Raw genomic sequence first — 23,081 nt, 5'->3', positions numbered from 1 at the left:
GCCGTGGGCGGGGTGAGCCTGAAAAGATGAATCTTTTCAGGTGAGGGGGCGTCCAGCCCCTGGCGAAAAAATCTAGCAGGGCAGCTGAGATCATAGGGCGAAGCCCTTTTTCAGCAACCTGCTAGAACTTCCAGCGGGCCGAGGCGGACCACACCTGGTCGTCCGCCGAGTAGGTGCCGCGGGTGTCGGGGAAGCGCGGTTCCTGGCCGTTCGCCGTCACCGAGTCGTGATCGTGGATCGAATAGCCGAGATCGAAGATCACCTTGGGGAACTCGTAGGAGAGGCCGAGGGCGTAGACCATGGCGTCGCCGCGCGGAAAGCCGGGATCCACCTCGTCCTCGGGCACCGGCGAAGGCTCGTAGGCGAGGCCGCCGGTGAGGGTGAGGGCATCGGTCAGGCGCCCTTCGGCACCGAGGCGGATCGACACCGTGTCGTCCCAGCCGGCGCGGTCTCCGAAGAAGGCGGGCAAGACCGGGGTCAGCTCGGCGTCAAAGCGCTGTTCGAAATCCGACCAGGCCTGATACGAGGCGTTGATCTCGACCTTCAATTCCGGATACGGGGCGAACCACACGCCGCCGCGCAGCTCCGCCGGCAGGTCGAGGGTCTGGCGGAAGCTCTCGCCGCCGAAGTCGTCGAGGAGGATCGCGAGAAGGGCTTGAGCGTCCGGTGAAAACGGCTGGTCGCGCACGGCTCGGCTCACGCGGTCGTCGCCCTCGAGTTCGATGGCGCTGCGGTAGACGGCGCCCCAACCCCACAGGTTGGAGGTCCAGTGCGCGGCGAGATCGAAGCCCAGGCCGTCCACGCTCGCCTCGGCGTCGGCGGTGATCTCGGCGGGATCGAGGGTGCCCGGTTCCTCGTCGTCGCCGAACACGATGCGGGTATTGGCCCCTTGGTCGAAGGAGCCGAACTGGTAGCGAATTCCACCGCCGACGCTGAACGCTTCGTTGACCTTCCAGGCGACCACCGGATGGACCTCCCACAGGCGCAGCTCGGTGAGCCGGTTGCGGAAGCGCGGCTCGAAGAACACCGGATCCCAATCCACCCGGTACCAGTAGGCGGTGTCGATGCCCAGGCCGAAGGACAGGTTGGCAAAGCGCGAGCGGTCCGTCCAGGTGGCATAGATCGCCGGCGGAAAATTGATCACGTGATCCGCCGACTGGATGCCGGAGGTCGCGCTCGAATAGTCGTCCGTGGCGTTGTTGAAGTCGAGGCCGCCGAGGAGTTGGAAACCGTCGAGCTGGGTGATGCCGGCAGGGTTGTAGAACACCGCCGAGGGGTCGTCGGCGCGGGCGGTCATGGCGCCCACCTGAGCGGTGGCGCGGCCGCCGTGTTGAAAACGGTAGAAGCCCGACGCGAAGGCCGGCGCGGTGGTGGTGATGAGCACGAGAACAACGATCAAGGCGCGGGCGATGGGCATGAAGTCTCCGGCAGGTGGATTTTCACGGGGTTTTTCGGTTGGATCAGGCGTCCGGCACGGTGCGGAATTCCGGTTCGATCCGGCCGTCCTCGATGTGCAGGATAGCGAGAGTGAGCGGAAGCTGAAAGCGCCGCCGCCCGCAGGCCCCCGGATTGAGCAGCAGGCAGGAGCCGCGCCACTCCATCTCCGGCCGGTGGGAGTGGCCGAAGACAATCAGCCGGGCGGATCGGGTCCAGACCTCCTCGACGTCCTGCCGGCGATGGACCATGCGGTAGGCCAGGCCGTCGAACTCGCCGGTCAAGACGTCCGGCAGGGAAGCCCAGGCCGGCCCGCGATCGTTGTTGCCGCGCACCGCCGCTACCGGCGCGATCTGCCGCAAACGCTCCAGGATCTCCGCCTCGCCGATATCCCCAGCGTGCAAGATTTGGTCGCAGCCGGCCAGCAGCTCCGGAACTTCCGGGCGGAGCAGGCCGTGGGTGTCGGAGAGGACGCCGATCTTCATGGCCCCGGCGGCGCCAGCGGGCGCTCCCCCTCTCGTTCCTGCGGCTCGGAGCCCGCGGTTCGGGAGAATTTCCCGATAGGGACCGGGTCTTTATTCTTCGCCTTCATAACGCGCCAAGCATAGCGTTGAACCGAATCGAACCGGCGAAGCTCCGTGCTACGCTCCCGGCGCCCCGTTTCGTTGTGGGATCTCTGCCATGGAAACTTCCTCTCTCGACCTTGTGCTCTGTGCCCGGACGCTGCGCGGTGGGTTGGTGGAGTCCATGCACTTCGGCGCGGCGGCGGCGATGACGGCGGACGGTACCCGCCTGGGCGCGGCCGGCGATCCCCGCTGGACCACCTTCGCCCGCTCCTCGGCCAAGCCCTTTCAGGCGCTGCCGCTGGTGCTGGCCGGCGGGATCGAAGCGTTCGATCTCTCGGCGGAAGATCTAGCGCTGATCTGCGCCTCCCACGGCGGTTTCCCGGAGCACGAAGAGCGGGCGCGGGAGCTGCTGGCGCGGGCCGGCTGCGGGTTGGAAGATTTAGAATGCGGTGCCCATTCGCCCCTCGACCGCCGGGCCGCCCGGGACCTGCGGGCCGGCGGCGGCGAACCCGGCCCGGCCCACAACAACTGCTCCGGCAAGCACGCCGGCATGCTGATGACCTGCCGTCTCAAGAACTGGCCGACGGCAGGCTACTCGCGGCCGGAGCATCCGCTTCAGCAGGAGATCCTGCGCTGGATGGCGACCTTCTGCCGGGTCGGCGCGGCGGATCTCGGTCTCGCCGTCGATGGCTGTAGTGTGCCGACCTTCCACCTGCCGCTGGAGGCGCTGGCGGTGGGCTACGCCACCCTGGTGGAGCCGGAAACCGCCGGCCTGGCGCCGAAGGTGGCGCGGGCCGCCCACCGGATTCTCTCCGCCATGGCCGGGGCACCGGCGATGGTGGCCGGGCCGGGGCGCTTCACCACCCGCCTGATCGAGGTCACCGGTGGGCGGGTGATCGGCAAAGAGGGAGCCGAAGGGATGTACGCCATGGCCGTTCGGCAGCCTTCCGACCAGTCTCCGGCCTGCGGCATCGCCCTCAAGGTTGTCGACGGTGCGGATCGGGCGTGGGCCGGCGTGGCGATCGAGTTGCTCCTGGCCCATGGCTTCCTTTCCGCAGCCGAGGTGGAAGCGCTTTCCGCGTTCCGCTGGCCGGTGCTCTCCAACCATCGCAATCTCGAAGTAGGGCACATCGTTCCGGAGCCCCAGCCGGCCTTCGCGATGCGTTAGAATCGAGGTTCCGGCCGGCTTCTTCGGCCAGCAGATGCATGACTTCGGCAGCCGTCCGTTCCGGTCGCCATTTCCGAGTAGATTCCCCGACGTAGGGAGGTTCCCATGGCCGTTCATTCACCCATCGACAAGACCGAGGCTCTGCTCGAGCTGAAAGAGAAGCTGGGCGATGCCCTGCTTCTCGACGAGGAAGTGCGGCGCGAATTCGATACCGATTTCGGCCGCGTCGTGCGCCAGATGCCCGGTGCTGTCGCCCGCTGCGCCTCGGCCGAAGAAGTGGCGGAGATCGTGCGCTTCTGCCGCGACCACGGCATCGTGGTGGTGGCCCGCGGCCAAGGCCACACCCAGACCGGCCAATCCACCACCGACGGCGGCGTGGTGATCGACACCGCCTCCATGCAGCGCATCCATGAGATTTCCCACGAGGGCAACTACGCCGACTGCGACGGCGGGCTGGTGTGGCGCGAACTGGTGGCGGCGACGGTGCCCTTGGGCCTCGTGCCGCGGGTGCTGACCAACAATCTCGGCGTGTCCCTGGCGGGCACCATCTCGGTGGCCGGCCTGGGGGTGGCGAGCTATCGCTACGGCACCCAGGCGGACAACGTCATCGAACTCGAAGTGGTCACCGGCACTGGTGAGATCGTGGTCTGCTCGCGGCAGGAGAACACCGATCTGTTCAACGCCGTGCGCTGCGGCTTCGGCCAGTTCGGCATCATCACCCGCGCCAAGGTGATGCTCCGCCGCTGCAAAGAGAAGGTGCGCATGTACCACCTTCTCTACGACGACCTGGAGACCTTCATGGAGGATGCCTCCTTCGTGATGGAGCCGGAGAACCACGACCGCTTCCACACCCTGGAGTCACGCTGCGCGCCGTGTCCCATCTTCACCCAGCGCATCGGCGAGGGCCTGACCCTCGGTGAGGGCATGCAGCTCTATGCCCACTGGATGTATCCGATGTTCCTGACGGTGGAATACAACGAAGGCGAAGATCCGGACGACGCGGCGATTCTCGACGGCCTCAAGTACTACAAGCACCTGCGGGACGAGGAGTACACGCAGCTCGAGTTCTGCAACCGCCTGGTGCCGATTTTCGATCTCTGGCACCGCTCCGGCAACTGGGAAATGCACCACCCGTGGGTGGAGACCACCCTCACCTGGGACGTCGCCAAGGAGCTCATTCCGACGGTGCTTTCGGGCTTCCCGCCGCAGGCTCTAGGGCCCGGCGGCCACATCCTGCTGTGGCCGGCGCGCAACGACAACTCCGATGTGCCGCTCTTTATGTATCCGGAGAGCGAGTCGAAGAACCTGATGGGCTTCGGCATCCTGCCGGCGGTGCCGACTCAGTTCCTCGACCAGGCCCTCTCCCAGCTCGAGATGTTCCACGAACTCACCGTCGCCTACGGCGGCAAGCGGTACCTCTCCGGCTGGATCAGCTTCAAGACCGTCGAGGAGTGGGAGAACCACTTCGGCAGTGAATTGTGGGGGACCATCAAAGAGGCGAAGAAGCGCTTCGATCCGGACGGCATCTTGAATCCGGGCTTCTTCATGCTGGACGCCTAACCCTCCGGCATCGGAGCCACCAAGGCCGGTCCCCCCCGCGGGTGACCGGCCTTTTCTTCTTGGTGCAGGCTGTCGCTCCCGGCCCGAGGATTGCAAGCGTTTGCGCCTGGTCGTCTCCAGGCGACTCCGTAGGGGAGTCACCGTAGATCCGGAAGGGTTTGGGGGATCTACTATGATTGTAGGAGACGTATTGCAATAGAACCCTACGCATCCCGACTCTCGGGAGCGAGACAACACCCGGAGGAGATTCTGAAATGAACTTCAAGCTTTCGAAGAGCACCTTTGCGCTGATCGCCTGTCTGTTGATGGTGCTGGTGGCGGTGGCGCCGGCCTTCGCCGAACGCGGCGACGACAGCAGCCGCAAGAGCAAGAACGGCAAGGTCGAAGGCACCGTCGACGGCGTGGCGGTGACCGTGGAGTACGGCAGTCCGCAGGTGCGCGATCGCGAGATCTGGGGCGCTCTGGTGCCCTACGGCAAGGTGTGGCGCACCGGCGCCGACGAGGCCACCACGGTGACCTTCGGTTCCGCTGCGAAGGTCGGCGGCAAGGCCGTTGCGGCGGGCACGTACTCGCTGTTCACCATCCCCGGCGAGGGCTCCTGGACGGTGATCCTCAACAAGGTGGCGGAGCAGTGGGGCGCCTACGACTATGCGGAGGCGGAGGACGTGGTGCGGTTCGAGGTCGAGCCGCGCGGCGGCGACCACGTGGAAGCGATGGACTTCGTGATCGAAGGCGACGAACTGGTGCTGCGCTGGGTCAAGACCCAGGTGCCGGTCACCATTTCGGCGGGCTAACCGTCGCCGAAGCGCTCACGATAGATCTCCAGGGGGCTCTTCGGGGCTCCCTGGAGCAGTTCCCCTCCCCGCAGCACCAGTTCCGGATCCCCTACGGCAAGTCCCAGCAGCACCCAGCCGCGGACGATGTCCAGCCGCGCAAGTTCCTCCCTCGTCCGCTGATCGCGGAGCGCCGCCTCCGCCTCCAGCAGGTCGTTGGTGGTGGAACGGCCGGCCTCCTGGCGCCGCCGCTCCACCCGCAGCGTCTCGCCCGCTTGATCGACCCCGGTGATGGCGGTGGCGAGGGCCTGGTCCGCCACTCGGATGGCCGCCAGCGCCTGGCGAATGTCGATCTCCACCACCCGCTCCGCTTCCCTGCGCTCCGCCTGGATGGACGCCAGGCGGCTCTCGGCGGCCACCCGCCGCGGGCCGCGGGTGGCGCGGTCGAAGGGGGTCCAGCGGATCTGGAGGCCGCCTTCGACCTGATCCTTTGGATCGAAGGGACTGCCGCTGTCCCAACTCCACCGACCGTAGCCGTTCAAACGGGGGAGCAGCTCCGCCCGTACCGCCTCGCGGCGCAGGGTGGCGCCTCGCTCCCGCTCCGTGTAGGTGCGGTAGTCCGGGCGGTGGGCCAGCCCCGCTTCGAAGAGGACTTCGAAGGAGGCCGGTGACGGCAGTTCCGGCACGCCATCCCACGCCGCTGCGACGCCGCCCTGGTAAGCGATGGCGCGGCCCAATTCAAAGCGCAGCACCTCTTGCTGTGCCTCTAGGGCGACGCGATCCTGAAGGGCGCTGTCGAGGGCGAGGCGGACCTTGAGTACATCGCTCTCGAGGGCTCGTCCCCGGTCGAAACGGGCGTTCGCTTCTGCCAGGCGGTTCTCCAGGCTGTCGATGAACGTTGCCGTGGTCTCGAGGCGGGCGGCCACTCCTTGGAGATCGACAAACACCAGTCCCGCCTGGGCCACCGCCTGATGGCCGATGCGCAGAGCGTCGAAACCGAGAGACTCGGCGTCGGTGCGGGCGGCCGGCGCCAGAAAGCGGCGCCGGCGCAGGTCGAGCAGCGGCTGGCTCACCACCACCTCTGCCGTTTCGTTGCTGCGCTCGACAAAGGTCAGCTCGCCGATCGGCGTGTCGAAGGCCAGGGCCTGGCTGCGGGTGACCGCCGAGGCGAAGACGTCAAGGAGCGGCAGCCATCCTTCGCGGCGCTCCGCTTCGGCGTTCCAGCCGGCGGCGATGGCCTGCTCCATGGCCGCCTCGGCGCCCGGCCGGGAGAAGGCTTGGTCCATCGCCTCGGCTAGGGTGACTTCGATCGGCGAGGCGACAACGGTCGGGTCCGTCCGCGGATCGTCGTCGGTCTCCTCCGCCCGCAGGGCCGGAGCGGCGAGGACCGCCGACAGCGCGAGCACCAGGGTGGTCGCGGTGGCGGCGCGCCGGAAGGGCAGATCGTTCCAGCGCGAGAACAGCAGGGTGTAGAGGGCCGGCACCACCAACAGGGTGAGGAGCGTCGACGCGAGCAGGCCGGAGATCATCGACCAGGCCATCGGCGGCCACAGAGAGGTGGACGAAAAGGCCAGCGGCAGCAAACCGGCGATGGTAGTGCCGGTGGTCAGCAGGATGGGCCGGGTGCGCCGCTCGACGGCGGAGGCGAGGGCCTCTGCGATGGGCGCCCCGGCGCGGCGGCGTTTCTCCACCACGTCGAGCAGTACGATGGCATTGTTGACCACGATGCCCACCAGGGCGATCAGCCCGAGGGTCGAGGTGAAGCCGAAGGGTTGGCCACCGATCAGCAGCCCAGGCACCACGCCGGCCGCCGCCAGCGGCACCGTCACCATCACGATGGCGATGCGCCGGAAGGAGTTGAACTCCGCCAGCAGGATGCCCATCAGCAGCAGCAGGCCGAGGGGCACCATCCGCACCAGGGCGGCGTTGGCGTCGCCGGAGCCTTCGCTTTCGCCGCCGAGTGCCCATTCGACCCCCGGCGGCAGGGTCATTTCGGCGAGAGCCGGCTGCAGCTCGGCGAGCACCTGATTGTAGGAGGCACCGAAGGCGAGCTGCGAGGTGACCGAGACGACCCGCCGGCCGTTGCGGTGGTAGATCGCCGCCGGCCGCCACTCCAGACCGACGGTGGCGACCTGCTCTAGCGGTACGGTGTCGCCGTCGGCGGTGGCGATCTGCAGTCCGCCGAGGGAGTCCACCGGCAGGTCCTCGCCGGCCGACGAACGCACCACGATTGGCACCGGATCCTCGCCGGCCCGGTACTCGCCGGCGGGTAGGCCGCGGGTGCGCCCGAACAGGGCGTGGGCGACGTCGGCGCGGCTGATCCCCCGGCGGGCGGCGGCTGCGTCGTCGATTCGGAAGTCCACCGTCGGCGAGCCGAGGGAGAGATCGTGGCGTACGTCAACGGCCTGCGGAATGCCCCGCAGCTCGGCGACCACCCGGCCGACGGCCTCCTCCAGGTGCTCTGGGTCTTCACCGAACAGGCGTACCTCGATGGGCGCCTTCACCGGCGGCCCCTGCTCCAGCCGCCGGGCGGTGATCTCCACCGCCGGCATCTCCTGGGCAACGAACTCCCGGCTCCAGGTGAGGACTGTCTCCACGTCGTCCAGATTGCGCGTCTCGACGGCGAGCTGAGCGAAGTTCGGGGCCAGGGGAATGCGCGGCAGGTTGTAGTAGAAGTGCGGGCTCGAGCGCCCCACCAGGGTGGTTACGCCGGCCACCTCCGGCCGCGCCAACAGGGCGCGCTCATAGCGAGCGGTGATCTCGTTGGTCGCTTCGAGGTGGGCGCCTTCCGGCAGCTTCAGGTCGACCATCAACTGGTTGCGGTCCGACTGCGGGAAGAACCCCCGCCGCACGAAGCTCGAGGCATAGAAGGACAGCCCGACGAGCAGCGCGGCACAGGCCAGCACCAGTAGCGGCCGGCCGACGGCCAGGGCGCCGAAGCGGTGGCTGATCGACTGCAGCCAGGGAGGCTTCTGGGTCTCGCGCCGGCGGAGCACCATCTGCGAAAGGATCGGGGTCACGAACACCGCGTACAAGTAGCTCATGGCGAGGGTGAGCATCACCAACTGGGGGATGGCGCGGGTGAACTCCGCCGTCGGCCCGGCGGCGGCGAGCATCGGCACGAAGGCCGCCAGGGTGGTGCCGGTGGCGCCGGCCAGGGGAACGGCGAGGGCGCGGATGGCGGAGGGTGCCGCCACCGCCGCCGGCTCGCCGCGGTCGAGGCGATCCTGGACGTTCTCGGCCACCACGATGGCGTTGTCCACCAGCATGCCGAGGGCGATCACCAGGGCGGCGATGGAGATCTGGTGGAGCTGGCCGCCCAGCAGCGCATAGAGAGCGAGGGACGAGAACACCACCAGCGGCACGATCACCGTTACCACCGCGCCGAGCCGGGCGCCCATGGCGCCGATCAGGAAACAGGCGACGATCACCATCGATAGGAGCAGCGACCGGCCGAGATCGGAAATGCGCCAGGCCACTCGATCCGGCTGGAAGATCGCCTCGTGCAGCTCCAGCGGAGCGATGTCCGCTTGGATCCCCGCCAGTCGCTCGCGCACCGCCTCACCGAATTTCACCACGTTGATCCCCTTGCGCGGCACCACGCCGAGACCGACGGCGGTTTCACCGTTGAAGCGCATGCGGTTGGGGGTGGGTTCCTTGGCGCCGTAACGCACCGTGGCGACCTCGGACAGGGGAATGGCCGCGCCGGAGACCAGAAGAATGGGGGTGGCGGCGATCTCGTCGAGATCGCGGAAATCCGTGTGAGGTCGCAGAGTGACCTGCTGGTCGCCCACCTTGAGGGTGCCGCCGGCGAGGATGCCGTTGCGCGCCTGGAGCTGCCGGGCGAGGTACCCCGGAGCCAGGCCGAGGCGTGCGGCGGCGGCATCGTCCAGCTCCACCGTCACCTGCTCTTCCGGGTCGCCCACGATCTCCACCCGGGAGACCGAAGGCAGTCCTAGAAGGGAATCCTTCACCCGCTCGGCGGCGCGGGCGAGGGCCCAGCGATCAGAGCTGCCGGTGATCGCCACCACCACCGACTCCTGGTCCGTCGTGTCGTCCTTGAAGGTCGGCTCCAAGACGCCGGCGGGAAAGTCTCGCCGCGCTTCGGCGATCACTTCCCGGGTGTCGTCCCAGGCTTCGTCGACGTCCTTGACGTTCGGCCGCAGCTCCAGCTCGAAGACGGCGATTTCGGCGCGGGCGAAGGACTCGATCAGGTAGAGGTCGTTCACCTCCGCCAAATGCTCCTCCAGGGGCTCCACCACCAGCCGTTCGACGGTGCGCGCGTCGGCCCCGGGGAAAGGCACGATGATCTGTCCCCAGTAGGAGAGAAACTCCGGATCCTCTTGCCGCGGCATGGTGCCCCAGGCGAGGCCGCCGGCGAGCGCCAGCAGCGCGACGGAAGTGAGAATCATCCGTCGCCGGCCGAGGAGATCGAGCAGGAAGCTCACGGCGCGACCTCGCTAGGGCGCACGCCGTCACCGTCCCGCAGGGATCCCTGGCCGCCGACCACCACCCGGTCGGCGAGGGCGAGCGGCGGTTTCGCGGATGCGACGATCACTCGGTCGCCCACTAGGCCTCCCACTTCCAGGGTGACCCGCTCGGCGACCTCGTTGCGCACCCGGAAGAGGGCCGGGCGGCCGCCGCTGGGGTCGATCACCGACGCCAGCGGTACCGAAAGGGCTTGCGGGTCGCCCGCTTCCACCACCAGTTCGGCGGTCACTCCGGGCAGCACCCCGGGGCCCGGCGGCAGGTCCACCCGCACCGGGAACAGTCCCGAGCTGCCGGCAGCGGTGCCGACGGACAGCACTTCGCCGACTACCCGGCGCCCCTGGAGGGGCAGCTCCACGGTCACCTCCTGGCCGGCGGCAAAGTAGGGCAGCAGCGTCTCCGGCGCCTCGGCGCGCAGCTCTACGGCGCCCTCACCGTCGAGGGTCACCACCGGCGAGCCGGCGCCGATCTGCTCGCCAGCGGACGCTTTGACGGCGCTCACCACGCCATCGAAGGGGGCGGTGAGAACCGTCTCGCGCTGCGCCCGCCGGGCGTTTTCGAGGGCCGTCTTGGCGGCGTCGCGGGCCGCCGTTAGGGCCGCCGCTCCGGCGGTGACCTGCTCGACCTCCTCGCGCGTCGCGGCGCCGTCGGCGGCCAATTCCTCGCTCCGCTGGCGGTCGCGCTGGAGCTGCGTCAGCCTTTCTTCCGCCTCCACCAGCCGGGCGGCGGCGGCGCTGACGGCCAGTTCGAAGGGACTCGCGTCGAGGCGGGCCACCACCTGGCCGCGGCGCACCGCATCGCCCAGATCGACCCGGCGTTCGACGATCCGGCCGCTCGATTCGAAGGCCAGGTGAGCCCGCCGGCCGGCGCGGGTGGTGCCGGGCAGATGCACCGCCCGGGCGGCCGAGAGGGTCTCCACCGGCGCGGTGAGCACTCGGGCGGCTCCGCTACCGGGCCGCTCGCTCAGGGCCGGAGTGGCGGCCGGGTCGGCGAGAAAGATAGCGGCGGCCACGGCGGCCACCAGGATGGCGAAGGGAATCCAAAGTCTAGGCTTCATCGCGGCAGCACTCCTTCGAAGAAAATCTTGAGCATGTCTTGCAGGTAGCGCTCGTCTTCGGAGCCGTCCGCCGGCGAGCAGCACAGAGCGGTCAGGTAAGGGTCTCGGGCCTGGAACCAGTGCTCCGAGGCGGCGAGGAAGAGAAACAGGATGGAACGAGCGGAGACATCCGAGCGCAGCTCGCCCGCCTCCTGCGACGCCTCGATGGTGCGCACGCCGGCCTGGGTCATTTGCTCGAAGGTCTCGGCGGTCGGATCGCGCTCCAGGTGCCGCCACAACATCAGCCGCACCAGCTCCGGGTTGTCTTGGAGAAAGCGAAAGTAGAACTCCAGGGACTGCCGCAGCAGTTCGGCGCTCGGGCTCGATCTCTCGATCATCGCGTGCTGCTCTTCGGCGTAGCGCGAGAAGCGGCGGGTCTTGATCTCCTCCCACAGCGCCTCCTTCGAGCCGAAGTGGTGGTGGATCAAGCTCTTGGTCACCCCCGCCTGGCGGGCGATGGCGGAGGTGGCGGTGTCGGCGAAGCCCTTCTCCACGAACACCGCCTCGGCGGCGTCGAGAATGGCGGCGCGGGTGGCTTCGGGATCGCGTTTGGCGGCGGACATCGAGGGCTCTCCTTCTCCGGCAGAAGTTATGAACTGGCCGGCCGGTCAATTATTGAGAAGAGAGCGAATCCTGTCAAGCAAGAAGTCCGAGAAGTCGCCGACTCCTCCTCTCGGAGGGATGCCCAGGAAGGCTGATAGCGGCTAGGGTCGCGAGGGGGAGGCCGGTTCGAGGTCCCGGCGCTCGACCTGAATCTGAGGGTAGTGTTCGGCGGCCAACTCTAGGTATTTACGCAGCTTTCCCTTCCAGATCCAGAAAAAGGCGAGGCCGTACAGATAAACCTTGAAGACGAGCGCGAAGATCAAGAGCGGCGCCGAGAGCTGAGGATCTTCTCCGATGCTGCCCCAGCTCATTTGGATGACGGCATAAGCGTAAAGCGGCGCCAGCGTGAGCAGGTTGGTTCCCAGGTAATGGCTGTCCAGACGACCGAAGAAGTAGCACATGCTGACGGCGACGAAGGACGACTGGATGAAGAGCCCCAAGATGCCGACGATGGTCGGCTCCGAATCGACGCTGGCGGTCCAGATCCGACCGAGGATCGAGAACCCGGCGACGAACAGGCTAACCAGCAGTACAACGGACCGGTGGTGGTAGTACCGCCGGCTGCGGTGCTTGTCGCGGTCCGTGTCGACGCTGGGGAACTGGAGGGCGAGAAAGAGATAGAAGAAAGCTGTGCCGGTGGCGATGTTGATCAGGTCGGCCACGGACCAGAAGAGAACACCTGGGATCTCGAATCCCCGGAACTTGCAGAGGACGGCAACGGTGAACCAGCCGTAGAGCGCGAGCCACAACAGCCACACTCCCAGCCAGCCCTTGGTGAGCTGGGCGACGGTGCCGATGTACTCGGCGTCTCGATCCTCTTTCTTCACCAGAGAAATCTTCGAGGTCGAGGCCAGCAGAATGATGATGACGCCGACGTGGGCGATGGACAACCAGAGAGTGCGGGTGCCGAAGAACTCCTGTGGCGCGGCGTCTGTGCCGACCGCCACGTCCGCAGTGAGGGTCATCAGCACACCGATGACGCCGACGATCATCGAGAACGTGGCGACGGCGCTGTAGACCGGCGAAGGGGAGCGACCGTTCTGTAGCTCGAGGGCGCGCCGGAGCTCGAACTTTCGGCCGGCTTCGCAGAGGGAAACGACCAGAGCGCGGATTCTGGCGCTCGAACTCTTCTTCTGAAGCGCTTGCTGGAGGTTCTTGGTCGAATCTCGGACATCCCAGTCTGGATGGAGATTCTGAATCGCCGGAAAGACCCAGGGATTCGAGTCGAGGATTTCGACCAGAGCGTCGTCGTCGGGCTCTTTCTCGGCGCGAGACGCGATGAACTCGACAGCGGTTCTCGGCTTTCCTTCCATCGCCCTTCCCTCCCAAATGACCGTCCATCATGCCGCTGCCGAAGCGCTGGCCCAGTATTCCCAAGTTGCTTCAAATGAACAGCTTGTGGTCTCTCTTTTAAGTAGTGAGTCGAAGGGAAAGATCCGAGACGAGGGAGACCTCAGGCCCGTTCCTTCGGCGCGATGACCAACCACCAGGCGATGCCGGTGACGATCTGCACCGCGGCGAAAGCGAGGATCGCCTGGCGGAGGGTGACGAGATCGGCTTCGAGGAGGAGAGAGGCGAGGAGGATGACGACGGTGTCGACCAGGGTGAGGATCAACCACTCGGTGGCGAAAACGCGGCCGCGAAAGCGGTCTTCGGTGCGCTGCTGGAGGAGGACCGTCGAGAGCACCCAGTTGGCGCCGGAGGGGGTGTGGGCGAGAAACACCGGAATCAGGATCCACAGGGTCCAGGGCAGGTAGGCGAAGGCGGTGTAGACCAGTCCTGAGGCGATGATGCCGACGGCGATCGCCGTCGGCCAGGTGCGCTCGTTGGGCAGGAAGCGCCGGGCGGCGATGGGGCCGGCGCCGGTGCCCAGCCCGCGGGCGGCGTAGAGCAGGCCGATGCCCACCGCCGGGGCCGCCGGCATCAGCTCTTCTCCGACCAGCGCCAGCGAGTAAACGATGCCGGCGCCGCCCAGCGCCCAGGCGGGCTTGGTCAAGGCGATGCGGCCGATGCGCGGCCGATGCCGCATGTGCCGCCAGCCGGCGGCGATGTCCTTCAAGGCGGTGCGAATCACCGGGCCGACGGCCGCCGCTTCGGTCTTTTGCGGGATCACCGTGCGGAAGATGAAGAAGGCCGAGATCAGGTAGGTGGCCGCGTCGAGCAGGAACACCGTGTCGGTCCCCAGGCGGTCGGTGGCGAAGCCGCCGAGGGCGGCGCCCAGGGCCAACAGCGTCGACCAGGTAGCGGACGACAGGGCATTGGCCGTCAGCAGCTCCTTCGGCGTGGTGATGTTGGGGAGGGCCGCCGAGCGAGCCGGTATGAAGAAGGCACCGATCATCACCTGCAGGGCCGATAGGGCGAAGAGAAGGGGCAGATCCTCCGGCCCGTCGACCAGCAGGAAGCCGCACACTACCGCCGCCCGCGAGAGATCCGCGCCGATCATCAGCCGCCGGCGATTCCAGCGATCCGTCAACAGCCCGGCGACCGGCGACATCAAGGCGAAGGGCAGCATCTTGGTGACGAACACGAGCCCTAGGGCGAGGGTCGAGCCGGTCAGCTCTCGCACCAAGGTGTACTGGGCGATGGTGTTGAACCAGTCGCCCAGCAGCGAGGCGATCTCGCCACACCACAGCCGCCGGAAATTGCGGTTGCTGCGGAGGAGCCGGAGGTAGGGGTTGCGGAGCATGGCGGCGGAGGGGCGGATTTCTGTTGACGACTTGGTCCGGAGAAGCGGCGATCTGCTCTTTCCAGCAGATCGCAACGGAGGTCGAAGACCGAGGCGGCGGGCGTAGCCCGCCGAGGGTGGGGTGAGTCGCCAAGAATGGCACTTCTTGGCGACGAGGGGGCGCCTGCGCGGCCCGGCCTAGCCCCCCTGCTAGTTCCGGCCGCCTGCTCCACCTACACGAGAGGTGGCCTGCGACAGGATCTCCTCCAGCACCTCCGGGTCGTCCGGCAGCAATCCGGCGGCCGGCAGGCGGCGCACCACCTCGGCCCAGCGCGACTCGGCGGCGAACACCTGGCGGAAGATCGGCAGGGCCTCCTCGCGGCGTCCGGAGTCGTAGAGGGTGACCGCCTGCCAGAAGGGCAGCTCGACGATGTCCGGCGCCATCTTCGCGGCGGCGGTGTAGTGCTTCACCGCCTCTTCGACCTTGTCCTCGGCCATCTTTTCGTCGCCGGCGTTCATCTCCTCGTAGGCCAGATGGAGGTTGTATAGGCGGCGCATTTCACCGAGCGGGTCTGCGTGGTCGTCTATCCGCAGGTCGACCAGCCGGTCCTTCCAGACGTCGCCGGTGGCCTCGGCGGCCACCACCAGCAGGGCGGCGCTCTGCTGGCCGCGGATGTCGCCGCCTTGCTTTTCGGCCGCTTCCAGGGCGATCAGCAAGCGCTCCGCGAAGGGCTTGTCGGCAGAGTCCTCGTAGGCCGCCGCCATCGCCGGCCATACGGTCTTCCGGTCCATCAAGTTGGCTTGCACCGAGTAGCCCTCGCCCATCTTGTGACCGGCCTCGGCGATGCAGCGCTCGCCGGTCCAGGCGACGACGGTGCCCTTGGCGTCCACCATGGCGACCTGCCGCACCCCCTGCTGGCTGTCGAGGCCGAGGAGCTCGTTGAGCGCCTGGCGGGCGGTCTTGCCCTGCTTCATCAGCGCCAAGCCCTTCGGTCCGTAGCCCGGATCGACGAAGGACTGGGTGGCGACGGCGCCCACGCCCGCCTCCGCCCAGGGCACGATCGGTCCCACCTGGAACCAGTGGCTCTGGACGGCGACGCCGAGCTGGCCGGTGGCCGGGTCGCGAGCGACGATGGAGTAAGTGTGGGCGAGGGAGCCCAGTTCGGCGCGCGAGGGAGAGGCTGCTGCGTCGGTCTCGTGGGCGGTCGGTGTCGCCAGGGTCGGAAGCGAGCCGAAAATGATGAGGAAGGCGGCGAAGGCGAGGGCGAGGCGATACCGGGTGGTATTCATGATCGTTCCTCCAGGGCAAAGGTGGAAGGCTCATTCTACGGCCAACGCTGGGTGGTTCTCTTTCGCCGGGTGGGGAGAACGGTGATACCCTGCCCGGCGCCATGAACAAGCCTCAGAACGCCGCCGCGAGCGGCTTGCAGACCATCCGTATCGCCCACAGTCCGGACTCGGACGATGCCTTTATGTTCTACGCCCTCACCCAGGGGCTGCTCGATGTGGAGGGCCTCGACATCCAGCACGTCTTGCGGGATATCGAAACCCTCAACCAGGCCGCCAAGGAGAGCAAGTACGACATCACCGCCATCTCCTTCCACGGCTACGCCTATCTCCACGACCGCTACCGGCTGATGCCCTCCGGCGCCAGCTTCGGCGACAACTACGGCCCCATCGTGGTGTCTAAGGAGCCGCTCTCCCGCGACGACCTCGACGGCGTGACGGTGGCGATCCCCGGCGAGCTGACCACCGCCCATCTCGCCCTGAAGCTTTGGAACCCAAAGGTCGAGACGACGCTGGTGTCCTTCGACAAGATCCTCGATGTGGTGGCCGCCGGCGAAGTGGCGGCCGGGGTGGTGATCCACGAGGGCCAGCTCACCTACGGCGACGACGGCCTTCACTCGGTGGTCGATCTCGGGGTGTGGTGGCACGGGGAAACCGGTGGCCCGTTGCCGCTGGGTGCCAATGCCCTGCGCAAGGACATCGGCCCGGCCCTCGCCCAGCGCCTGTGCAACCTGCTGACGGAAAGCATCGCCTACGGCCTGGACCATCGCGAAGAGGCCCTGGCCTACGCCATCCGCTACGCCCGCGGCATCGAGGACGACCCGGAGCGCTCGGACCGCTTCGTGGGCATGTATGTCAACGAGTGGACCCGCGGCTACGGCGAGGCCGGCCGCAAGGCGGTGCAGCAGCTTCTCGACCGCGGCTACGAGGCCGGCCTGCTGCCGGAGCGGGTGGTGGCGGATTTCATCGACGTGTAGAGCGCCCGGCCCGCAGCAGTCCTTTCGCCTCCTCGGCGGTTCGGATCTCGCCGTCCACCTGCGCTTGGCGGATGAGGCGCATCGCTTCGCCCACTGCGGGGCCGGGGCTCACTCCCAACAGTTCTTGCACCTCAATCCCGTCGAGCAGTGTCGGCGGGTCGATGAGGGTGTCGCCGTCTTGCGCGACGAGCTGCAGCAGGCCCTTCACCCGCTCCCTCCACTCATCCCGCGCGGCGGCCCGGGCGCCGATCCTGGCCGCGGCGGTGGGCCAGGCGTCGCCCTGACGGTGGACAAAGCGGCGCAGGGCAAGCGGCTCGGCGGGGATCTCGTCGTCGGCCAGCAGAATCCGCAGGCGATCCCGCAGCCGGACGGTGAGGAAGCCGGCCTGGTGGAAGGCGTCGAGGGCTGCGGTGTCGCTCGGTTCTTCGGGGTCCGGGGCAAAGGTAGGGACCCAGCGCGCCGCCGGCAAATCGGCTCCCGGCGCGCCTTGGGCGGTCAGCTCATCGGCGACCTCCGGTAGGGCCTCGATCTGGCGAACGGCCGCGGCCGCAAGAGCTTGGGGTCGCTCGCTCTCTCCCAGCCACAGCCGAGGGTAGACACCGGTCTTCCCCAGTACCTCGACGCCGCGGCCTGCGCCGGGGAGATGGAACAAGCGGGTCAGCTCGTCGCGGATCCGCTCGCGGGCCACCGCGGTCAGCTTCGGGGCGGCGGCGCGGGCGCGGTCGAGGGTGTCGGGATCCACCCGGAAATCCGGCAACTTCGCCGCCAAACGCCCAAGGCGCAGCACCCGCAGAGGGTCCTCCGCGAAGACACCCCCGGTGGTGGCCCGCAGGATTTTCTGTTCGATGTCCCGCCGGCCGCCGAAGGGATCGACCCAGCGGTCGGCCTCCGGAAGGTCCGGCCGCAGGTCGAGGGCGATGGCGTTGACGGTCAGGTCGCGCCGTGCCAGGTCGTCCCGCCGGGGCATCCCCACGCGGTCCCAGAGGTCGATTTCGTACCCGTCTCCGATCAGCCGATAGGCGGCGAAGTCCTTTCCTCCCAGAAGGATGAGGCGGGCGCCGGTGCGTTCCGCGAAGGCTTCGGCGATTCTCCCTCCATCGCCGGCCACGACCACGTCGAGGTCGTGCACGGGAAGGCCGAGGAGCTGGTCGCGGACGGCGCCACCCACCAGGTGGATTTCATCCTCGTCGGCGGCTTCGGCGAGGGCCTTCAGCCAGGGGAGACGCAGAATCTCGGGAGTGGACGAGTCCATGGCGGCGCGACGTTTGCTCTTGTGGCAGACGAGAAGCTAAACTGAGCCCTGAGGAAAAAGGTGCTAACTGTTGACGAGGTAAGGAAAAACGCTCCCTTTCGGCCTGTGGCGAATCGCCATCTCGGCTTCCCATGTCTTACGATCTAGAGTACCTCGATTCCCGCTCCCTCCGCCGCTGTCCGACGGCGGTCCCCCAACCCCACCCCGCGGGAACTTCGCAATGACCCGGCGAGCCTGGCGACTCGGATGGTGCGTCGCCCTACTTTGTGCCTGTGCCCTCTTCGGCTTGGCGAAGGCCTCCGCTGCCGAGCGCTTCGCGGCGGGGGACGGCTTTGTCGCCCTGGTGGACAAGGATCGCCTGTACCTGGAGGCACAGCCCGAGAAAGGAGAGGGCCTCCTCGCCTTCAGCCGGCGGCTGTGCGGTAGCTCGGAGGCCGCTTCGGCCATTGCCGAAGCCAATGACGGCCGCCGGGAGCTGAAAGCGGGTGTGCGCTACCGGGTGCCCTTCGATCTCCTTTCCCCTGAGTTCCAGGAGCGGCTGGCGGCGCATCTCTTCCCGCAGGATGTGGTGCGGCCGGACGGTTGGGAGCATCACGTCCGCGGCTACGGCGAAATGCGTCGCGAGAGCCTGTGGCACATCGCCGAGTGGTTCACTGGCACCGGCGAGAACTTCCGGGAGATCCGCCGCCACAACGGGCTCTCCGACACAGAGTTGGCCGCCGGTCAGACGGTGACCATCCCGGCGGAGCTGCTGCGGCCGCCGTTCGATGCCGTCCTGCCGGCGATTGAGCAGCGCTCGCCGGAGGACTTCGGCTTGACCTTCGGTGCCGACAGCAAGGGGAGCTACGCCGTCTATCGGCTGCAGCCGGGCGAGGCGCTCTACTCGAGCGTGGTGGTGCGTTTCACCGGCCGCCTGCTCGCCGCCGACGTCAACGCCCTGGCGGAGGACATCGCCCGCCGCAGCGGCATCGCCGACGTCACCGACATTCCGGTGGACTACGCGGTGAAGATTCCCACCGACCTCCTGCTGCCGGAATTCCTGCCGGCGGACGACCCGCGGCGCCGCGAGTACGAAGCGGGATTGCGGGCCAGTGCGCGGTTCAGCAACCGGGTGCGAGCGCGGGATCTTCAGGGCATTACCGTGATCCTCGATCCGGGCCACGGCGGCGGCGACCCGGGGGCCTCGCTCCACGGCGTGTGGGAGAGCCTCTATGTCTACGACATCTCCTTGCGGGTGCGGCGGCTGCTCGAAGAGCGCACCGCCGCCAAGGTGGAGCTCACTACCCGCGACGGCGAGCACTTCCACATCCACAATAAAGATGTGCTGCCTTTTTCGCGCTCCCACGCGGTGCAGACCAGCCCGCCCTACAAAATCGTTGACTCGCGGGTGAGCGCCAATCTGCGCTGGTACCTGGCGAACAGCATCCACCGCCGGGCGATCAAAGCGACCGGCGATGCCGACAAGACCATCTTCTTGTCGATCCACGCGGACTCGCTCCACCCTTCGCTGCGCGGCGCCACGGTGTACATTCCGGCGGCCTCGATGACCGGCGGCACTTTCGGCAAGAGAGGTGAGGTCTACAAGGCGCGCCGCGAATACCGCGAGAAGCCGCGGTTGTCCTTCTCCAGCCGTGAGCGGGTGCGCAGCGAGGGCCTGTCCCGGCAGCTCGCCGAGGCGGTACTGGAGCAGTTCCGGCGGAGTGATCTGGCGATCCACCCAACCAAGCCGATCCGCGAAAAGATCATCCGCAAGCGCAGTTCCTTCGTGCCGGCGGTGCTGCGCTACAACTCCGTGCCGGGAAAGATCCTGCTCGAGGTGGGCAACCTCGCCAACGCCCAGGACCGCAAGCTCCTCCAGACCCGCGCCTTCCGCCAGACCGTGGCCGAAGCGATCGTCCAGGGCATCCTCGACTACTACGATTCCGGAGAATCCGGCGGCTCGACGGTGCGGGTGGCGAAGCGGGCGGAGTAGGCCAGCGGCAACCTCCTCAGCGAAAATCATGGCTCGGCGCCGCCACCAGTTTCGGCTCGCCCTCGCCCTGCCGCTGCATCTCCCGTAGGGACGACAGCGGCCGGAAGGTCTCGGCTTTGACGGAGACGGAGCCGTCCCGCTGCTGCAGGATGCCTTCGACGATCAGGCCTGTGGAGCCGACGATCAGGGAGCGGTATTCCTCCAGCAGGTCTGGACTGATGATCGCCTGGGACATGCCCGTTTCGTCCTCTAGGGTCATGAACAGCAGCCCCTTGGCGGTGCCCGGCCGCTGGCGGACAATGATCGAGCCGGCGGTGGTGACGCGGGTGGCGTCTTGCCGTTTCGGCAATTCTGCGGCGGCGACGATGCCGGCGCGGTCGAGGAGCGGCCGCAGGTGTTTCATCGGGTGCGGCCCGGTGGTGACCCGGGCGATGCGGAAGTCCTCGAAGGTTTCCTCGACAGCGGTCATCTCCGGTAGCGGCGAGGGCGCATCGTCCGGCAGGGCGGTCAACAGCGGTCCGGCGTCGCGGCTCGCCCGGGCGGCTTGCCACAGGGCCTGGCGGCGGGTGAGGCCGAAGACGCTGAGCGCTCCGACGGCGGCGAGGGCCGCCAGCTCGCCCTTCCGCAGGGCGGCGCGGCGGGCGAGATCCTCGGTGTCCCGGAAGGGTTGCTCCGCCTCGATGGCCTCCGCCGACTCGCGCCGCAGCCCCTTGACATAGCAGAGGCCAAGGCGGATGGCGCCGTCCTCCCAGCGGCAGCGGACGCCGGAGCGGTCAACCTCGACCGGCCGGGTCTCCACCCCGTGGCGCTCGGCGTCGCGGATCAGCGTCGCCGGGTGGTAAAAGCCCATCGGCCAGGCATTCAAGAGCGACAGGAAGAAGGCCACCGGGTGGTGGGCCTTCAAGTAGGCGCTGGCGTAGGCGATCAAGGCGAAGCTGGCGGCGTGGGACTCCGGGAAGCCGTAGAGGGCGAAGGAGGTGATCGCCTGGACGATCTGTTCCTGCGCCTGCCCGGTGATGCCGCGGGCGGTCATGCCGTCGCGCAGGCGCCGCTCGATGGGCTCCATCGCCTCCACCGAGCGCTTGAAGCCCATCGCCCGCCGCAGCTCTTCCGCCTCGCCGCCGGAGAAGCCCGCCGCCACCATCGCCATGCGCAGGATTTGCTCCTGGAAGATCGGCACTCCCAGGGTGCGCTCGAGAATCGGTTCGAGGTCCGGGTGCGGATAGGTCACCGCCTGGCGCCCCTGGCGCCGCTCGAAGAAGGGGTTCGCCAGATTGCCGGCGATCGGCCCCGGGCGGATGATGCCCACCTGGATCACCAGGTCGTAGAAGGTGGCGGGGGCGTTGCGCGGCAGGGAGGCCATCTGCGCCCGGCTCTCGATCTGGAACACCCCCACCGTGTCGGCGTCGCGGATCATCCGGTAGGTCTTCGGGTCGTCCGGCGGCAGGTGGGCGAGGTCCAAGTGCACGCCTTCTTCCCGCAGGATGGTCGGCACCGCCTCTTCCAGCGCGTTGAGCATCCCCAGGCCCAGAAGATCGATTTTGATGATGCCGAGGTCGGCGCAGTCCTCCTTGTCCCACTGCACCACGACGCGACCGGGCATCGCCGCCGGCTCCAGGGGCACCACCTCGTCGAGGCGGCCGGCGGCGATCACCATGCCGCCGGAGTGCTGGCCGAGGTGGCGGGGGAGGTTCTGGATGCGCTGCCAGAGGTCCGCGAAGAGCCGCACCCGGTGTTCGTCCGGATCGAGGCCGGCGGCGCGGATTTCCTCGGCCAGCACCTTCGGCTGACCGGCGTGGACGTCCCGCCGCCAGCTCCCGAGGCGGCGCGCCAGGCGATCCTCCTGGGCCGGCGAGAAGCCCAGCGCCTTGGCCACCTCGCGCGCCGCCGAGCGCTCCCGGTAGGTGATGACGTTGGCGGTCATGGCGGCGCCGTGGGCGCCGTAGCGCTGGTAGACGTACTGGATCACCCGCTCCCGGCGCTCGCCGGAGGGCAGGTCGAGGTCGATGTCCGGCCATTCGCCGCGCTCTTCCGACAAAAAACGCTCGAACAGCAGCTCCATCTTCACCGGATCGACGGCGGTGATCGACAGGGCGTAGCACACGGCACTGTTGGCCGCCGAGCCGCGCCCCTGGGCGAGGATCCCTTCGCGTTGGCAGAAGCGCACGATGTCCCACACGATCAGGAAGTAGCCGGCGAGGTCGAGCTTCTCGATCAGCGCCAGCTCGTGGGCGATCTGGTCCTGAGCGCGGCCGGTCAGGGGTTGGAAGCGCGCCCGGGCGGCGTTCCAGGTGACCTGGCGCAGGTAGCTGGCCAGGCTCTCGCCGGGGGGCAGCGGATAGTTGGGGAAGCGGTAGCCGAGATCGCGGAGAGTAAAGCTCATCTCGGCGGCGAGGGCGGCGCTCTCTGCCACCGCCGCCGGCCGGTCGGCGAAGCGCCGCGCCATCTCCGCCGGCCCCACCACCTGGCGCTCCCGCTGCGCCGCCAGGCGGCGGCCGGCGGCATCGAGCGGGGTGCGCAGGCGAATGGCCGTTTGCACATCGTGCAGCGCCTTGTCCCGGCGCCGCGCGTAGCGCACGCCGTTGGTGGCGACCAGCGGCAACCGCAGCCGCCGGGCGAGATCGACGGCCGCTTCGTTGCGGTGCTCTTCGTCGCGCTGGAAGTGGCGCTGGAGTTCAACGTGCAGGCGGCCGTCGAAGATGCCGGCGACTTTCTCCAGCACTCGGCGGCCGCCGTCCCGCCCGCCGTCCGCACCGCGCGCCGCCAGCGCTCGCTGGAAGGGTCCCTCCTCGCCGCCGGAGAGGGCGTGGAGGCCGCCCGAGTGCTCGGCGACCAGGTCCCAGCTCGCCCGCGCCTGGCCCTTCGGCCGATCCCGCGCCGCCGCCGTCAGCAGGCGGCAGAGGTTGCGGTAGCCGGCGCGGTCCTTGACCAGGAGGGTGAGCCGCGGCGGATCGTCCTCCCTCTCCGTGGTTCCCTCGTCGAGGGCGATCTCCGCTCCCACCAGGGCGCGCAGGCCGGCTTGCCGCGCCGCCTTGTGGAAGCGCGGCGCACCGTAGACGCCGTTCTTGTCCACCAGCGCCATGGTGCCCAAACCCACCTCCGCCGCCCGGGCGACGAGATCCTCCGGCGGCGAAGCGCCATCCAGAAAAGAGAAGCTGGAAGCGGCCCGCAGTTCGGCGTAGGGGAAGGCCTTCATTGCCCGATATTAGCGTAAATAGGGCGTAAATTGAAGTTCTGCTA

Annotated in this window: 15 protein-coding genes; 5 read left to right on the top strand and 10 right to left on the bottom strand. The window is 68.2% G+C overall.

The genetic code is table 11. From position 1 onward, the window contains the following. Positions 1–121 precede the first annotated feature (121 nt). Both AAF481_01745 and AAF481_01740 read right to left on the bottom strand, forming a co-directional pair. A complete protein-coding gene (locus AAF481_01745) occupies positions 122–1,417 on the bottom strand; it encodes an outer membrane protein transport protein (GenBank protein ID MEM7479871.1) in 1,296 nt (431 codons plus the stop codon). Between the two features lie 43 nt (positions 1,418–1,460). Next, positions 1,461–1,919, bottom strand: a complete 459-nt coding sequence (locus tag AAF481_01740; protein ID MEM7479870.1) for a metallophosphoesterase family protein — start codon at positions 1,917–1,919, stop codon at positions 1,461–1,463. A 196-nt stretch (positions 1,920–2,115) separates the two neighbouring features. Here AAF481_01740 and AAF481_01735 point away from each other — a divergent pair, with 196 nt between their 5' ends. The 3 genes from AAF481_01735 to AAF481_01725 all read left to right on the top strand — a co-directional run bounded on the left by AAF481_01735 (position 2,116) and on the right by AAF481_01725 (position 5,522). After that, a complete protein-coding gene (locus AAF481_01735; protein ID MEM7479869.1) occupies positions 2,116–3,168 on the top strand; it encodes an asparaginase in 1,053 nt (350 codons plus the stop codon). A 105-nt stretch (positions 3,169–3,273) separates the two neighbouring features. After that, positions 3,274–4,728: an FAD-binding protein gene (locus AAF481_01730; GenBank protein ID MEM7479868.1), complete on the top strand. Its 1,455-nt coding sequence runs from the start codon at positions 3,274–3,276 to the stop codon at positions 4,726–4,728. 254 nt (positions 4,729–4,982) lie between these two features. Then, entirely contained in the window at positions 4,983–5,522 is a 540-nt protein-coding gene (locus tag AAF481_01725; GenBank protein ID MEM7479867.1) for a DUF2911 domain-containing protein, read from the top strand. Here the strand turns inward: AAF481_01725 and AAF481_01720 are convergent. From AAF481_01720 to AAF481_01695, 6 genes are all read right to left on the bottom strand, one after another. Further along, on the bottom strand, positions 5,519–9,949 hold the full coding sequence (locus tag AAF481_01720) for an efflux RND transporter permease subunit (GenBank protein MEM7479866.1): 4,431 nt from the start codon (positions 9,947–9,949) through the stop codon (positions 5,519–5,521). The two genes, AAF481_01725 and AAF481_01720, sit on opposite strands and share 4 nt — an antisense overlap. Then, positions 9,946–11,046, bottom strand: a complete 1,101-nt coding sequence (locus tag AAF481_01715) for an efflux RND transporter periplasmic adaptor subunit (GenBank protein ID MEM7479865.1) — start codon at positions 11,044–11,046, stop codon at positions 9,946–9,948. The genes AAF481_01720 and AAF481_01715 overlap by 4 nt, the downstream gene beginning before the upstream one ends. Continuing rightward, positions 11,043–11,648 carry a TetR family transcriptional regulator gene (locus AAF481_01710; GenBank protein MEM7479864.1) on the bottom strand — a complete coding sequence of 202 codons (606 nt, stop codon included), beginning with the start codon at positions 11,646–11,648 and terminating at the stop codon, positions 11,043–11,045. Before AAF481_01710 ends, AAF481_01715 begins: the two co-directional genes overlap by 4 nt. Before the next feature lie 141 nt (positions 11,649–11,789). Beyond that, positions 11,790–13,001, bottom strand: a complete 1,212-nt coding sequence (locus AAF481_01705; GenBank protein MEM7479863.1) for a hypothetical protein — start codon at positions 12,999–13,001, stop codon at positions 11,790–11,792. A gap of 140 nt (positions 13,002–13,141) precedes the next feature. Continuing rightward, positions 13,142–14,374 carry an MFS transporter gene (locus AAF481_01700; protein ID MEM7479862.1) on the bottom strand — a complete coding sequence of 411 codons (1,233 nt, stop codon included), beginning with the start codon at positions 14,372–14,374 and terminating at the stop codon, positions 13,142–13,144. Positions 14,375–14,563: 189 nt separating this feature from the next. Beyond that, on the bottom strand, positions 14,564–15,643 hold the full coding sequence (locus AAF481_01695; protein ID MEM7479861.1) for a DUF1028 domain-containing protein: 1,080 nt from the start codon (positions 15,641–15,643) through the stop codon (positions 14,564–14,566). A gap of 101 nt (positions 15,644–15,744) precedes the next feature. On the opposite strand from AAF481_01695, the gene AAF481_01690 reads away from it, so the two are divergent. After that, positions 15,745–16,617, top strand: coding sequence for an MqnA/MqnD/SBP family protein (locus AAF481_01690; GenBank protein MEM7479860.1), 873 nt, complete (start codon positions 15,745–15,747; stop codon positions 16,615–16,617). Here the strand turns inward: AAF481_01690 and AAF481_01685 are convergent. Beyond that, positions 16,604–17,869, bottom strand: a complete 1,266-nt coding sequence (locus AAF481_01685; GenBank protein ID MEM7479859.1) for a hypothetical protein — start codon at positions 17,867–17,869, stop codon at positions 16,604–16,606. The two genes, AAF481_01690 and AAF481_01685, sit on opposite strands and share 14 nt — an antisense overlap. A 220-nt stretch (positions 17,870–18,089) precedes the next feature. On the opposite strand from AAF481_01685, the gene AAF481_01680 reads away from it, so the two are divergent. Further along, positions 18,090–19,841, top strand: coding sequence for an N-acetylmuramoyl-L-alanine amidase (locus tag AAF481_01680; protein ID MEM7479858.1), 1,752 nt, complete (start codon positions 18,090–18,092; stop codon positions 19,839–19,841). A 16-nt stretch (positions 19,842–19,857) separates the two neighbouring features. Here AAF481_01680 and AAF481_01675 read toward each other — a convergent pair whose 3' ends face one another. After that, a complete protein-coding gene (locus AAF481_01675; GenBank protein MEM7479857.1) occupies positions 19,858–23,037 on the bottom strand; it encodes an error-prone DNA polymerase in 3,180 nt (1,059 codons plus the stop codon). Between the last annotated feature and the right edge of the window lie 44 nt (positions 23,038–23,081).

Source organism: Acidobacteriota bacterium (genome assembly GCA_039030395.1).
Taxonomy (GTDB): Bacteria; Acidobacteriota; Thermoanaerobaculia; order Multivoradales; family JBCCEF01; genus JBCCEF01.
The sequence above is the reverse complement of the archived record's forward strand: the minus strand, read 5'-3'. Positions and strand labels throughout refer to the sequence as shown.